Origin of the sequence: Paenibacillus sp. FSL H8-0168 (assembly GCF_038592955.1) — a bacterium.
Lineage (GTDB): Bacteria > Bacillota > Bacilli > Paenibacillales > Paenibacillaceae > Paenibacillus > Paenibacillus polymyxa_B.
On record NZ_CP151948.1, the window covers coordinates 4,387,851 to 4,402,175 of the forward strand.

Genomic DNA, 14,325 nt, shown 5'->3' on the forward strand with positions numbered 1-14,325 from the left:
GCGATAAGCTCATGTTGAAACTGACGAGATAAAAATATCTCTTGTTTGATTTTGCGAACAAAATCGTTTTACTCACTCGTTGTTCAGTTTTCAAAGATCAAACCTGCATAATGTTTTACTCTGTTTCACCACCGCATCTCAGCGGCGACTTAAATAATATATCATGTTTTCTACGTCTTTGCAACACTTTTTTTCAAAAGAATTTTTTAATCAATTCTACTTTGTTTTCGTGTTGCTAACTATCTTGCAAAAGACAGCTATAAGAATATACCACAAAATTACGATAAAAGGCAACACCTTTTTTTAGTTTTTTTCTCATCTTTAAAATCACTGCATTTAAATAAAGAGACCATTATTCCCACAAGCAGAATAACAGTCTCTTTAACATTCATTTCTTCCTCTTAATAAATAATAAAGCCGGGCACTACCAGGAGGTTCCTCTCCTTTTACATATAGCCACGTCAGTCCTTAATCCACGGATTTTTACGCGAACGTGCATTATAGGATAAGGAGCGGGATTTTTGCTTTTTATTAGTAGCATTTTTACTGGAAACCTTGGCTTTGGATGTCTCTTCTTTGGATGTACTGCCAGAGCTGTCTTTTGATTTACCTTTACGCACGCTACGATCCCTTGGTTTAGAAGAAGAACCAACTTCATTTTGGGATGCAATAGTCAGATTGTTACCAATCTCCTGCGTTCCTGGAATTGCTGGTGCCGACTGGACGTTCTCTTCCCGGCATCCACAGTCTGGCATAAACATATAGGGTGTTGTATATCCCTCTAATGGATACATAGGTGCATTCCCATGCGCAAACGGATGATAAGGGGAATTCGCAGATTGTTGTCCTTGTAGTTGGCTATAGTCGGACACGTGCCCACCCGCAGGCGAACCATATGGAGGTCCTCCCCATGCCTGGCTCCATTGACTGCCCTGGACTGTACTCTCTGGATACTGCTGTGGATGCCCTTGATGGATAAATGGAGGATAGACAGGGTAGGATGCATTTTCAGACGCCTCATGACTCGGATAATATCCAGGGGCGCAGCAATCTGAATAGGCAGGATAAGGTATTGGATGGGCATTTATAGGTGGTGTCTGCACAGGCCCCCAGCACCATGGATGCTCACAATCATGATGATAGCCCTGATCAGAAACTACAGTAGGAGAGGCGTGTTCTGCTAAGGAGGTATTTATAGGCGCATTCCCCCAAGTTTGAGGAGACTCAATCCCCGGATACCACGAGTTCGGCATTGCATTTATTTGTGGGCTATAATCAAATGTCGGCTGTTGTATCGACCACTCGGAATTTACCATCGGCTCCGATTTTGTGCAGCCGCAAAATTTTTCAGCTACAGGTTGCTTCACAATAGTTGTAGGGAGCTGTGGCTTAGATGCGATGGGTTGGGTAACTATAGGTTGCATTTGAGGTGGAGCAGGTGGAGTAACTATGGGCTGCATTTGAGGTGGAGCAGGATTTACGGGTGCCATAGGAACTTCAGGCAGTTTCAATTCAGGAAGCTTAGGAGGATTCACTGTTTCTTTCGGCTGTGTCATCTCTTCTTTGGGGCTAGGCATATTCTCCTGCTTAGGCTGCGTCAACTCCGCCTTGGGCTGGGTAAGTTCTTGCTTGGTTGGGGATTCAGGTTTAGGCTGTGTCATCTCTTCTTTGACTGCGGTATTTTTTTTATTCTCAGTAAAATCAGACGTCTCTTCTTTGTAGTGTGGAATATTAACTGTTTCTCCAACCAGAAGTGCGTTCGGGTTTTTAAGCTGGGAATTGGCATCAATAATTAGCTTAAGCGGTACATTCCACGCCTTGGACAACTTCCACAATGAATCTCCTTGCTTAACCTTGTGTTGATATACCGTTGACGGCTGTGTTTCCATCGTAACAGGGTCTGTTGGAATTTTAATTTTCTCGCCGATACTCAACTGATTAGGGTCTGCCAATTGGGGATTGGCGGCAATAACTTTCTCCAGCGTCACATTATACTTCTGTGCCAGCAAGTACAGAGTGTCACCTTTTTTGACGATGTGTATTTTCACAGGTCACAAACCTCCTAGACTTTCGTTCGGGCGGGATAAACGCCCGGCTTCTGTTATTACATCCTATGCACCTCCCGGGCGAATGACCCCATACAAACAAAAAAATCCTCTCAACCGAATACTCACGCGAGCATTCAGTTAAAAGGATTCGGTTTTATTTTAGTCCTGCCACACTTTGTAGCCATCCTGATCCACGATCTTCCGGAACTCAGACAGGAGCTCCAAAGTCACTGGGCCAGCAACGCCGGAGCCGATCGTACGACCATCCACTTCATAAGCTGCAATAACTTCTGCCGCAGTTCCTGTAAAAAACACCTCGTCCGCAACATATACATCATGCAGTGTAAAAGGTTGTTCCTTAAGGGGGTATCCAAGCTTAGCACACAAATCGATAATAGCATTACGAGTAATCCCTTCAAGCGCCCCCAAATAGCAAGGAGGTGTATATAACACTCCGTTTTTGACAATGAAAATGTTGTCCGCAGAGCCTTCCGTCACATACCCTTGGGAATTGAGCATAATAGCCTCACCTACACCAGCATAGTTAGACTGGATCTTCACGAGGATATTGTTGAGATAGTTCAATGATTTAATCTTCGGATTCAAAGCGTCTGGGATGTTGCGACGCTGAGAGACAGAAATTGTCTTCAGGCCAGTCAAGTAAGCTTCTTCCGGGTAAATGGCGAGCTGCTCCACGATAATGATGACACTCGCCTTCGCACAACGAAGAGGATCTAAACCTAGATTTCCTGCACCTCGGGATACAATCAGACGGATATATCCGTTACGCATTTCGTTAAGACGAATCGTTTCAGCCATTGCTTCCAACATTTCATCAGGAGACAAAGGAATGTTTAACTGAATGGATTTCGCAGAATCATACAGACGCTCCAAGTGCTCCTTACATTTAAAAATATTCCCGTTATAGATACGAATGCCCTCAAATATACCGTCTCCGTACAAGAATCCATGATCATATACGGAAACCTTTGCGTTTTCCTTAGTCACATGCTGCCCATCCAGATAGATCCATTGTTCTGCCATTAAAACCACACCTCCGATTAATGTTCCTTTAAAATAGGTTCGATCGCTGCTTCAACATACTTGTAGCTTGGATAAGAGCCAAGAACACGTACATGGCACCCCAAAGCCTCGATCTCTGCAAAGGCTGCCGGAAGCAGCACGGAATGCAGAGATTCCAAAACTTCAATGTAAAAATAATAATTCCCCAATTGCTTTTTGGTCGGACGCGATTCAATACGGGACAGATTTAACCTGCGCCATGCAAATGCGGATAAAACCTGATGCAGCGCTCCCGGGAAATCCTGCGGCGGCGTGACCAAAATACTGGTTCGCTGACCTTCAGGCGTACCCGGGAGACTTATAGGTTGATGACCGATCAAGACAAAGCGGGTAAAGTTGTTATCGTGATCCGTCACTTTGCTGGCCAAAATATCCAATCCGTGTTTGGCAGCGGCAAGCTTGGTTCCGAGAGCGGTCCAGCCTTTACCGGGGTTATGTTTAACAATTTCGACGGCTTCTGCCGTACTTCCTGCACTCTCCAACTCGGCCTGAGGAGCGGAAGCCTGTATGAATTCTTTACACTGGGGAAGCGCCACAGGATGAGACATAATTTTGACCACTTTGCTCAAATCCAGCTTGTCCAAATCCTTCGTAAACTCACTACGATGTCCAATAAGATTTTGAATTGAAGGATATACCCATTCCGCCTGCATTTGAATGTCTACTTCATGTACAAGCCAGTCCATATGCAAACTTACAGAGCCATCAATCGTATTTTCAATGGGAATTACACTATAGTCTGCCTGTCCCTTGTCTACTGCCTGAAATACGTCCGCAATATGCTTGTAAAACAGTAATTCATGGGGCGTATCTCCTAACAAATACTTAATCGCTTCATGAGAAACGGTCCCCTCAGGAAGAAGTGCAATTCGTTTCATATCGTAAGTTCCCCTTTAATCATATCCATAAAAGGGAGTGTATTCCCTTCTGTATATACTTTAACTCCTTCACTCTCAGGGCGCAATTTTAAAACAGAAGCAGTGATCCCCTCTTTGTTCATGGTATCCGTTAAATACTGCTCCAGCTCCGCTTTCCGATTCACCCGTTGATCCGTCAATGCCAGCAGCGTCGGTCCAGCCCCACTGAGAGCCACACCCAAGGCACCATAATGGTGCGCATCCTGCAGGATCTCTGTCATACCCGGCACAAGCGCCGCACGGTAAGGCTGATGAAGCTGATCACGCATCGCTTCGGCAATTAAATCGGTTCTTCCCGACGCCAATGCTGCTACTAGCATGGAAGCATGACTTATATTATATACGGCATCCTTCAATGATACATGCGCGGGTAGAACCTCTCTGGCTTTCGACGTGGATAGCTGAAAATCTGGAATAACTACCATAACCTCCAGATTAGCATCCGGTTCAAGTCGTAAATGCCTAGCATGCTCGCCATCCCACATCGCTGTAATAATACCACCAAATAGGGAAGCTCCAACATTATCCGGATGTTTTTCAATGGCGCTTGCCATATCGAACAGTTTGGAATCCGGCAGAGGCGAGCCAATCAACGTATTGGCAGCGACCAAGGCGCCCACAATAGCAGAAGCGCTGCTACCCAAACCGCGGGTAAGCGGAATATCCGAGTACATCGAAATATCGAGCTCAGGAACAGATACACCTGCTTCCCGAAAAACCATTTGTGCTACCTTGAAAATCAGATTAGTTTTATCTTGGGGAACACCATTCATTTCATCTCCGTATAAATGAAAAGCCGTCTGTTCGGCCTCCTTCATTTCAATCCATGCATATAAGGACAATGCCATGCCCAATGTATCAAAGCCGGGACCCAAGTTGGCCGTACTCGCAGGCACACGCACTCTTGCTGTTTTTAAAACGGTCATACAGACAATTCCTCCTGCTTTTATTGACTATCCCTCTACTCGATATACGCTCTTGATGCGACGAATGACGTCTAAAGTTTCAAAATGCTCCAAAACCTTTTTCATACTCGCTTTACTGGCTAAATGAGTCACGATAATAATTTCAGCATCGGGGTTAACCTCATTCGGTTGCTGCACAACAGATGCCAGACTGACATTAAATTCAGCAAATACTTGCGTAATCCGTGCCAACACCCCTGCTTTATCATCCACATGCAGAAGCACGAAGTTTTTGAAATACACATCTTCGTCGTTACTAATTTTTTTAGGGTTGTAAGGAACGATGGCTTTAAGTCCATTGACACCAAGTTTGAGATTTTTCACTACAGCTACTAAATCAGCTACAACCGATGTTGCCGTCGGCATTTCACCTGCACCCGCACCATAAAACATGGTTTCACCCACTGCTTCACCATGCACATACACCGCGTTGAATACCCCGTTCACCGAAGCCAATGGATGCTGCTTGCGTACCATGGTCGGCTGAACGTTAATCGTAAATTCATCACCCTGACGCTCTGCAATGCCGAGCAATTTCATTTCATATCCTAGTTTTTTAGCAAAAGCAATATCTTCACTGGTTACCTTTGAAATGCCGCTGACACTTACATCCTTGAGCTCTACATTAGAGCGGAAACCGAGCGTGCCGAGAATTGCCATTTTACGAGCTGCATCCAGTCCTTCCACGTCTGAGGTCGGATCGGATTCAGCATACCCAAGCTCCTGCGCTTCCTTGAGAACTTCCTCGTACGAGGCTCCTTCCTGACTCATTTTTGTTAAAATAAAGTTGGTCGTACCGTTCACAATCCCCATAATGCGGGTAATACGGTCGGAGGAGAAACCTTCAATGAGTGTACGAATAATCGGGATACCACCTGCTACACTAGCTTCATAAAAAATATCACATTGCTTTTCCTGCGCCTTTGCCAATACTTCAGAACCGTGCAAAGCCATTAAGTCCTTGTTAGCTGTTACGATGTGTTTACCCCGCTCCAACGCTTCAAGAATGTACTCCTTCGTCTGATCAACCCCGCCCATGACTTCGATAATTACATCAATTTCAGGGTCTCGAATAACTTCCCATGGGTCCTCAGTAAGCTTGGCCGTGTCCACTTCAATGGAACGATATTTTTCTATGTTTTTTACAGCTATTTTTTCAATGATGATCGGTGAACCGACTTGTCTGCTCAAATCTTCCTGATTGCCTTCTACGATTCGAACGACTCCCGTTCCTACCGTCCCCAAACCTAACAATCCTACTTTGACCGGTTTCATCCATTCCCCTCCCGCAAACTTATATCTAATGAACTGTATTGCCTTAACCTTGCCCAATCAGGCGAACACGTTTGACTCCAGAGATGTCCTCCAAGCCCTCCAGTAGAACACCCAACTCTTCACTGAGTCTGGACATTTCTACCGAGATAACTACGTTGGCTCTGCCTTGCAGTGGAATACTTTGCTGGATCGTCAGCACATTGCCTCCGAAATCAGCCACTCTGCCAAGCACCCTGGACAACATTCCGGATTGATGTTCTAAATCAATAGAGATATTGACAATTCGCTCACGCTCCAGCTGGTTAACCAAATGTATGCCATCCTTATATTTATAAAAGGCGCTTCGGCTTAGCCCAACTTGCTCCACGGCATCATGCACGGTTTTAACATCTCCTGAAGCCAGTAGCAGTTTCACCTGTATGGTCTTAACAATAGCTTCAGGCAAAATATCTTCCCGTACCAAGTAATAGCGCTCTTTCAAGAACGTCCTCTCCTCAAAGACTTATGTTTTTATATAGAGGACATTATATCGAAACTCATGAAAATCGGCAAGCTAACAATGCAAAAAACGGCTACTGCCTTCTATAGAGTTTCCTATAGTACAGTAACCGTTCAGGTTTTAGACCTTTATTTGATTTTTAGTAGTAGCTGCTGCCTTCAACAAATTCGAACTCGAAATCAGCAATGCGTACAGATGTACCATCTTTGGCGCCACGCTTGCGTAACTCAGCATCCACACCCATGTGGCGTAACGTTCTTGCTAATTTCAAAATGGCATCATGCGAGTTCAACTGCATGCGCTTCATCATGCGCTCAATTTTAGGGCTCTGCACCACGAATGTGTCGTTTTCACGTACAATTGTAAAGCCATCGTCTTCTGCTGTATCCAACTTAAATACCTTACGTTCATTGACTTCTGCTACTTCCTCAACAACTGGCTCGTCCGGTATTTGATCCAGCAAATCAGCAGCCCGGTAGAGTAGTTCCTTCACACCTTGACGTGTCAGTGAGGAAATAGGCATGATTTCAAGATCAGGACGTATAGAAGCAATCTGCTCTTTGAAGTGAGCCAAGTTTTCTTCAGCTTCTGGCATATCCATTTTATTGGCCGCCACAATTTGCGGACGCTCAGCCAATGCTGCATTATATTGCTTCAATTCGTCGTTAATCTTAGTCCAATCTTCAAACGGGTCACGTCCTTCAGAGCCAGCCATATCCACGACATGGATAATAATACGCGTCCGCTCAATGTGCCGCAGAAATTCATGTCCTAGCCCAATACCTTCATGAGCTCCTTCAATCAAACCAGGCAAATCCGCCATCACAAAATTACGATGATCACCCACATCCACAACGCCCAAATTCGGAGTAATCGTTGTAAAGTGGTAGGCCCCAATTTTCGGTTTTGCAGAAGATACAACCGACAACAAGGTAGACTTCCCAACACTAGGGAACCCGACCAAGCCTACGTCAGCCATTACTTTTAACTCAAGCGTGATATAACGTTCTTGTCCCTCTGCGCCGTTCTCAGCCAACTCAGGCGCTGGATTACTCGGCGTAGCAAAACGGATGTTTCCGCGTCCTCCGCGTCCTCCTTTAGCTACGACGACTTGTTGACCATGACGTGTCATATCTGCTACTACTTCACCAGTATCATCATCTATGATGACCGTTCCCGGTGGTATACGTACGATCATGTGCTCCGCATTGGCTCCGTGTTGGCTTTTGTTGCGACCTTTTACTCCACGCTGGGCTTTAAAATGACGTTGGTACCGAAAATCCATCAAGGTACGCAAACCCTCATCTACACGGAAAATTACGTCACCACCGTTCCCTCCGTCACCACCACCTGGGCCACCTTCAGGAACGTATTTCTCACGGCGAAACGCAATTAATCCGTCTCCACCGTCACCGCCTTTAACAAAAATCTTCGCTTTATCTACAAACATGGTTACACCTTCCTTATGTCTGGCACTGCATCCGAATTTGAAGCATTTCGCCCGTAGGAAGCTTCTCTGTTCGAATGCGTTTACTTCCGGGTACGGATCTGACCTGCTTTAGGATATTCAAATCCGCAGGTATGTCACTTCCTTCAAAACGGACGATAACATCATTCTGATCCATACCGAAAAAAAGTGTCAATCTGCGCACTTCTCCCCAGGACGACCGGCCCCCGCCATATTGATACGCACGCACCGTTTCTATGACGGCCGAGGCAAGCGACTCGCCGTCTTCGGGAGACATGACAGCGTCTAACTTTAACTGCTCCTCAACCTGTACCGACAACTGTAAATTACCGGCGTTCACGCGAAAAGACTGCAAATAAAACACCAGTGAGGGAATACCCAACTTAGATATTTTACTGTCTTCCGCCACGCGCCCTTTTATTGTTTCCACATAAGCAACAGATTTATCATGCTTATTCATACGAATATATCCATAAAGCACCTGCAAGTCATTCATCCAGTCATGCCGATGATGGTTAAGCATTGAAATCGCTGTACGTTCAAAAGAACGCAAAGCAGCTTTCCGTTCATACTCAATCTGTCTTTGCGTATACCAAATACCAAAGCATGCAGCAACTACAGACCATACTGCTAATAAGATAATCGTTAATACTTTAGGATAGAGCAGTGAAAAAACCAAAGGAATCAGAATGGAACCCAACGCCAGATAAGGCGCTCTTATCCTCTGGAACATGGCTTCTCTCCGTTCTGCGAAATTAAATGGATTATTAAAGAACCTTAAATCCAGTATAGCACAGACTAACTTTCCAGTTCATTACCATCATGCAAAAAAGCCTCCGACAAAAGTGCCGGAGGCTTTTCAGCGTGTCTAAGCCGCTATTAAGCTTCTACAGTAGCTGCTACTGGAGCAACGTCGATCGGGTAGATGCTCACCTTTTTACGATCACGGCCCCAACGTTCGAACTTCACAACGCCGTCCACTTTCGCGAACAGAGTGTCGTCCTTACCGATGCCCACGTTCGTGCCCGGGTGAATTTTCGTTCCGCGTTGACGAACCAGGATGCTACCGCCGGTAACTGCTTGACCGTCAGCACGTTTCACTCCAAGACGTTTCGATTTACTGTCACGTCCGTTTTTTGTGGAACCTACACCTTTTTTCGATGCGAATAATTGAAGATCCAATGTCAATTTCAACATGATGTCTACCTCCTTCTTTGATTATTTTCTATTTGAATATACTTACCGTATGATTCAGCAATACTTGTCAGCATAATCACCATGGACTCCAGCAACAGTTGAACCTGTGCGTTCGCATCATGATAACTTTCAGGAGAAAGATACGCGCTTAAAAAGCCGTTTTCCATTTCCGTTTCCATCTCAACGTCCGTAAGAGCTCCAATCGAATTGACAGTTCCTACTGTTACCGCCGAAACGCCAGCACATACGATATCCTCGCCAGATTTAGCGAAATTTGCATGTCCTTTAACGGAAAATCCCTGTATGCTGCCATCCTCCAGTCGTGTAATACGCACGATAATCACTTATCGCACCCTCTTACGCTTGGATTTTTTCAATCGTCACTTTCGTGTACGGTTGACGATGACCTTGCTTCACATGGTAGTTCTTTTTAGGTTTGTATTTGTATACGATGACCTTTTGACCTTGACCATGTTTCTCAACTTTAGCTGTTACAGAAGCTCCAGAAAGAAGCGGTGTACCTGCTGTCAAGCCATTGTCGCCGGACACTGCCAGAACACGATCGAACGTTACAGTTTCACCATCATTAGCTTCCAACTTCTCGATAAACAATACGTCGCCCTCTTGAACTTTGTATTGCTTACCACCTGTTTCGATAATTGCGTACATTTGCTTGCACCTCCTTATGTCTCAGACTCGCCTAATAGCAGGTGGCAGATTCCCTTAGGATACTGCACTTCAGTACCTGATTGGAGCGGTTACAGCATGTGCAGCCAATCTTACGCATCACACATACTAAATGATTGTAGCACAAGCTTTGTACACATTCAACCTTTAGTTTTAAAATGATTTTTGGTTACGCATCGCTCTACACGAGCGTCTTTTCCTCACGCACTTTTTTGCGGGTCATTTCCAGCAAACCTAACCGCGTCCAACCAACAACATAAGATTTGGTCCGATCCTTCTTCAATCTTGCTTCCAGCACAGAGGATACTTCCCGACGGTTCTCCTCTTGTTCCATGTCAATAAAATCAATGATGATGATACCACCAATATCACGCACACGTACCAGGCGGGCAATCTCTTCAGCTGCTTCAATGTTAGTCCGGGTCACCGTTTCTTCCAGATTACTGCCTCCCGTAAACTTCCCGGTATTCACATCAATGACGGTTAATGCCTCCGTATGATCAATGACAATGTATCCGCCGCCATGCAGCCATACCTTTCGCGCAAAATCGCGTTCCAGCTGCTCATGAATGCCATAAGCTTTGAAAATTGTTTCTTCTGGACCACGAAATATACTTACATGAGCTTTCACAGGACCAATCTGTTGCAGCATTATTTCTGCATCCTTTGCTTGCTCTTCACTGTCAATGACCAGTTCATCCTGTTCAGGTGTAAACACATCCCGAATCAACCGCTGAACAATACTTAAATCCCGGTGTAATTCGCACGGAGCCGAGTGTTCACCAGCTTTACGCTGAATAGCCACCCACTGCTTACGCAGTTGATTTAAATCATTTTCAATCGCCTCTATACTCATGTCCTCCGAAACGGTACGGATTATGAGTCCTTCCTCACTTGTGCGTAGCTGCTCTCCCATTGCTTTCAAACGGGTACGTTCGCCCTCACGTTCGATCTTCTTAGATACGGCCACATAATCAGCACGGGGCATATATACGATCCAGCGACCCGGAAGTGAAAAATGAGTGGTGACCCTGGCTCCTTTACTACCAACAGCCTCTTTTAATACCTGCACTACAATTTCCTGCCCTACCTTTAACACTTCAGAAATGGATGGCTTTACCTCCGGCTGCTTGTCCAAATGAGCATGAAGTACGTCATCTACATACAAAAAGGCATTCTTTCGCTGTCCAATGTCAACAAAGGCGGCTTGCATACCTGGTAGCACATTGACCACCCTCGCTTTAAAAAAAGAACCTAGAATTCCCCGTTTTCGCGGTAGTTCAGCCGCATATTCAACCAATCGTCCCTCTTCCAACAGCGCCATTTGGGTCATCTGCTGCTGGCATTGTACAATCATTTGCTTCATGGTTTTTCAACCTCTCTGGATACAGCCTCTTCCTTAACTCATAAAACATTATTTGGGCTTGGGTTCTCCACCATCTGGCGGGCGTGTCGCAAAATAAGAGCGAATAAGACGTTGCTCCGGCAGTACGGCTACAATCCGTCCCTGTTCATTCATAACATAAACCATATGATACCGATCTCTTCTGAAAAGACGCAAAATAGGCTCCAAATGTTTCACTGGCAGGGATACAATAGGTAAGGCAATACTTCCCTTAGCTACTTCGTGGTAAAAAAGCTCGTCCCTCCCCAGCAAAAACCGTATAAAACGGTAAGGGATATTCCGATAATCCACAATATTAGAATAAAGCAAAAAAATCCCTACCGCCAGCAGATTTAAATGGATAGGTCCATTTTGCCTTAACAACGGCGAAATACCATATATACAAAATAGCAAACTCGTTACGATACTGGCTCTAAAAGTCCACACTAATGTGCGGTGATAAGAACAAGATAAGCTAATCAGTGCCTGCAATATTTTTCCACCGTCAAGTGGTAGAATGGGCAGCAAATTAAACAGTGCAATAACTGCATTCCCCTGAATGATATAATTTACATAATCATACTCCAGTCCACTCACATTTCTGAACCACAAAAGGATGATGATCATGATTCCGTTTTGCAGGGGCCCCGCTAGCGCAATGACAATCTCCTTCCACGCATTGAGCTTCCCCTGATCCTCAATGACCGCCACTCCTCCAAAGGGTAACATCTGTATGGAAAGCACCCGCGCACCCAACAACGAAGCAGCTGTCGCATGGCCTAGCTCATGAATAAATACCAATGTAAATAAAGTTATGATCTCGATAAAATGTCCAGTTAATATAGAGGTCAGCATAACCAATACAAACAGTGGATGTAGTGATAAGGTCACCCCTCGGACATTAATCAAGAGCTACCACTTCCGACGGGTCAATGTATTGATCCCCTCTCTGAACTGCCAAAAACAAAGTCGCCGCCTCGCTGCCGCTGTGACTTGCTGGCAGTACACCGATCTCATCTCCCTCCTGAACCCAGTCGTTCACTTTTAAGGTAGAGCGGGAAAGCCTTCCGTAAGTTGCTGTGATACCGCCAGTGTGTCGAATTGTAATCGAAATCCCGCTTTTGGGATGATTTAATATGTCTAATACTCGACCTGCATCTATACTTTTAACAGCGATTGCCCCGTTATCGGTAACATTCGGCGTAATTTCTACCCCTTTAAGGCTCAGTACAAAAGGCTGTGTTATATTGCCTTCAATCGGTGGAGAGCCCTTTCGACTTGCGTCTACCTTGTGCGTTTCATGCTCCTCGCCAAAAATCGGCAAAAAGGAAGGTGCTCCGTCAAAATAAGTTTCATACCATTGTCCGACGGCTGCAAAATCCATATCCTTATTCAAGGCATCCGCAATAAACATTCTCAAATTCACTGCATAGGGAATATCCCAACGAAACATTCCCCATACCATTCCAAATAACACCGTTGCTATGACTGATCTTCGCCAAAAGGAAGTCCAAAAAGACGGACCACGATTCGTCTCAAAAGATTGCTGCCAGCGTTGCCGTTCATTTTTCCACTCAGTTTCTGGGTCTCTGGGCGAGTTGGCACTGACTATAGGCATCGACTTCATATCTTTATCCCCGTGCCTGTTCTGATATATGCCAGAGGGATACATCTCCGCTTTGCTTCCCGCGATTAGCTGCTGTATACGTTCTTCTCTGCGCTGCTTGATTCCGGAATTTTTATTCATCCTGTTCAGCCCCCTCAGCGAGGTATGTTTGATACATCTTATGAGGACGGGCTTCAACTTATGTTGTCCGGTTCGGGATTACGCACCTAAAAATCAAAAAAACCGGCGCTAGCGCACCGGATATGTTTTGTATTTATGATATTTATGTAGTGACTCTAAATTTTGAGAAACCGTATTATAGGAATTTAAAAAGATAAACCAAAAACACTTAAATAAGATTATCACTTATTTAAGTGTCTAGTATTACAATTTTCTCATCCACCCATACCAAAAAACTTCTTAAAGCGTGTCATCACGCTTTTCTTCTGGTCCAGCTGCATGAGGGGCACTGTATCGCCCAAGATTCGTCTCGCAATGTTACGATAAGCAATCGCGGCCTGTGAATCTGGATTCATAACGGTAGGCTCCCCTGTATTAGCGGCTTTAATTACCATTTCATCATCCGGCACAATCCCAATAAGGTCTATGCTAAGCACTTGTAAAATCCCATCAATATCCAACATATCTCCGGATTTAACCATGCTATTGCGAATGCGGTTAACCACCAGCTTGGGTGATACCACATGTGAGCTTTCCAGTAAACCAATTACCCGGTCTGCATCGCGTACGGCTGCATTTTCCGGGGTGGTCACAACAATGGCCTGATCGGCCCCGGCAATGGCATTTTTAAAGCCCTGTTCAATACCCGCAGGGCAGTCGATCAATATATATTCAAAATCCTTTTTAAGCTCCAAAATAATATCCTTAACTTGCTCCGGCGTAACAGCACTCTTGTCCTTGGTTTGAGCGGCTGGCAGCATATACAGCTCCTCAAAACGCTTGTCCTTAACCAGTGCCTGATTTAAACGGCAACGACCTTCCGCTACATCAACAAGGTCATAAATAATCCGGTTTTCCAGACCCATCACAACGTCTAGATTACGCAAACCGATATCCGTATCCACCAAACATACCTTTTTGCCGAGCAGTGCAAGCGCTGTTCCTATATTGGCTGACGTCGTCGTTTTGCCGACGCCGCCTTTTCCTGAAGTGACGACGATAGCCTCTCCCATGTG

15 protein-coding genes and 1 other annotated feature are annotated in these 14,325 nt (G+C 45.1%); all 15 genes read right to left on the bottom strand.

From position 1 onward, the window contains the following. Positions 1–461: 461 nt before the first annotated feature. Complete coding sequence (locus tag MHI21_RS19345; protein ID WP_342418748.1) at positions 462–2,048, bottom strand: LysM peptidoglycan-binding domain-containing protein; 1,587 nt, start codon at positions 2,046–2,048, stop codon at positions 462–464. Between the two features lie 159 nt (positions 2,049–2,207). Beyond that, positions 2,208–3,092, bottom strand: a complete 885-nt coding sequence (gene ilvE, locus MHI21_RS19350) for a branched-chain-amino-acid transaminase (protein ID WP_061828802.1) — start codon at positions 3,090–3,092, stop codon at positions 2,208–2,210. Between the two features lie 17 nt (positions 3,093–3,109). Beyond that, the gene (gene pheA / locus MHI21_RS19355; RefSeq protein WP_342418749.1) at positions 3,110–4,009 is read right to left on the bottom strand and encodes a prephenate dehydratase; all 900 of its coding nucleotides are present in this window, start codon (positions 4,007–4,009) and stop codon (positions 3,110–3,112) included. Continuing rightward, positions 4,006–4,974 (bottom strand): homoserine kinase, encoded by a 969-nt coding sequence (gene thrB / locus MHI21_RS19360; protein WP_341163299.1) that lies wholly within the window; start codon positions 4,972–4,974, stop codon positions 4,006–4,008. The genes pheA and thrB overlap by 4 nt, the downstream gene beginning before the upstream one ends. Before the next feature lie 27 nt (positions 4,975–5,001). After that, positions 5,002–6,288, bottom strand: coding sequence for a homoserine dehydrogenase (locus tag MHI21_RS19365; protein ID WP_069290208.1), 1,287 nt, complete (start codon positions 6,286–6,288; stop codon positions 5,002–5,004). 43 nt (positions 6,289–6,331) lie between these two features. Continuing rightward, the gene (locus MHI21_RS19370; RefSeq protein ID WP_013311587.1) at positions 6,332–6,769 is read right to left on the bottom strand and encodes an ACT domain-containing protein; all 438 of its coding nucleotides are present in this window, start codon (positions 6,767–6,769) and stop codon (positions 6,332–6,334) included. A 157-nt stretch (positions 6,770–6,926) separates the two neighbouring features. Next, positions 6,927–8,237, bottom strand: a complete 1,311-nt coding sequence (gene obgE / locus MHI21_RS19375; RefSeq protein ID WP_061828806.1) for a GTPase ObgE — start codon at positions 8,235–8,237, stop codon at positions 6,927–6,929. Positions 8,238–8,250: 13 nt separating this feature from the next. Then, a complete protein-coding gene (locus tag MHI21_RS19380) occupies positions 8,251–8,988 on the bottom strand; it encodes a Spo0B domain-containing protein (RefSeq protein WP_165179235.1) in 738 nt (245 codons plus the stop codon). A gap of 146 nt (positions 8,989–9,134) precedes the next feature. Beyond that, positions 9,135–9,452, bottom strand: a complete 318-nt coding sequence (gene rpmA, locus MHI21_RS19385) for a 50S ribosomal protein L27 (RefSeq protein WP_039272574.1) — start codon at positions 9,450–9,452, stop codon at positions 9,135–9,137. A gap of 5 nt (positions 9,453–9,457) precedes the next feature. Beyond that, complete coding sequence (locus tag MHI21_RS19390; protein ID WP_013311591.1) at positions 9,458–9,796, bottom strand: ribosomal-processing cysteine protease Prp; 339 nt, start codon at positions 9,794–9,796, stop codon at positions 9,458–9,460. A 13-nt stretch (positions 9,797–9,809) separates the two neighbouring features. Beyond that, positions 9,810–10,121 carry a 50S ribosomal protein L21 gene (gene rplU, locus MHI21_RS19395; RefSeq protein ID WP_013311592.1) on the bottom strand — a complete coding sequence of 104 codons (312 nt, stop codon included), beginning with the start codon at positions 10,119–10,121 and terminating at the stop codon, positions 9,810–9,812. 13 nt (positions 10,122–10,134) lie between these two features. After that, positions 10,135–10,222 (bottom strand) — a sequence feature (ribosomal protein L21 leader region). 98 nt (positions 10,223–10,320) lie between these two features. Beyond that, positions 10,321–11,505: an Rne/Rng family ribonuclease gene (locus MHI21_RS19400; protein WP_342418750.1), complete on the bottom strand. Its 1,185-nt coding sequence runs from the start codon at positions 11,503–11,505 to the stop codon at positions 10,321–10,323. A gap of 48 nt (positions 11,506–11,553) precedes the next feature. Next, positions 11,554–12,432, bottom strand: a complete 879-nt coding sequence (locus MHI21_RS19405; RefSeq protein ID WP_165179233.1) for a M50 family metallopeptidase — start codon at positions 12,430–12,432, stop codon at positions 11,554–11,556. After that, positions 12,425–13,270, bottom strand: coding sequence for a M23 family metallopeptidase (locus MHI21_RS19410; RefSeq protein ID WP_341163295.1), 846 nt, complete (start codon positions 13,268–13,270; stop codon positions 12,425–12,427). The genes MHI21_RS19405 and MHI21_RS19410 overlap by 8 nt, the downstream gene beginning before the upstream one ends. 254 nt (positions 13,271–13,524) lie before the next feature. Next, positions 13,525–14,322 (bottom strand): septum site-determining protein MinD, encoded by a 798-nt coding sequence (minD, locus tag MHI21_RS19415; RefSeq protein WP_061828810.1) that lies wholly within the window; start codon positions 14,320–14,322, stop codon positions 13,525–13,527. Positions 14,323–14,325: the final 3 nt, after the last annotated feature.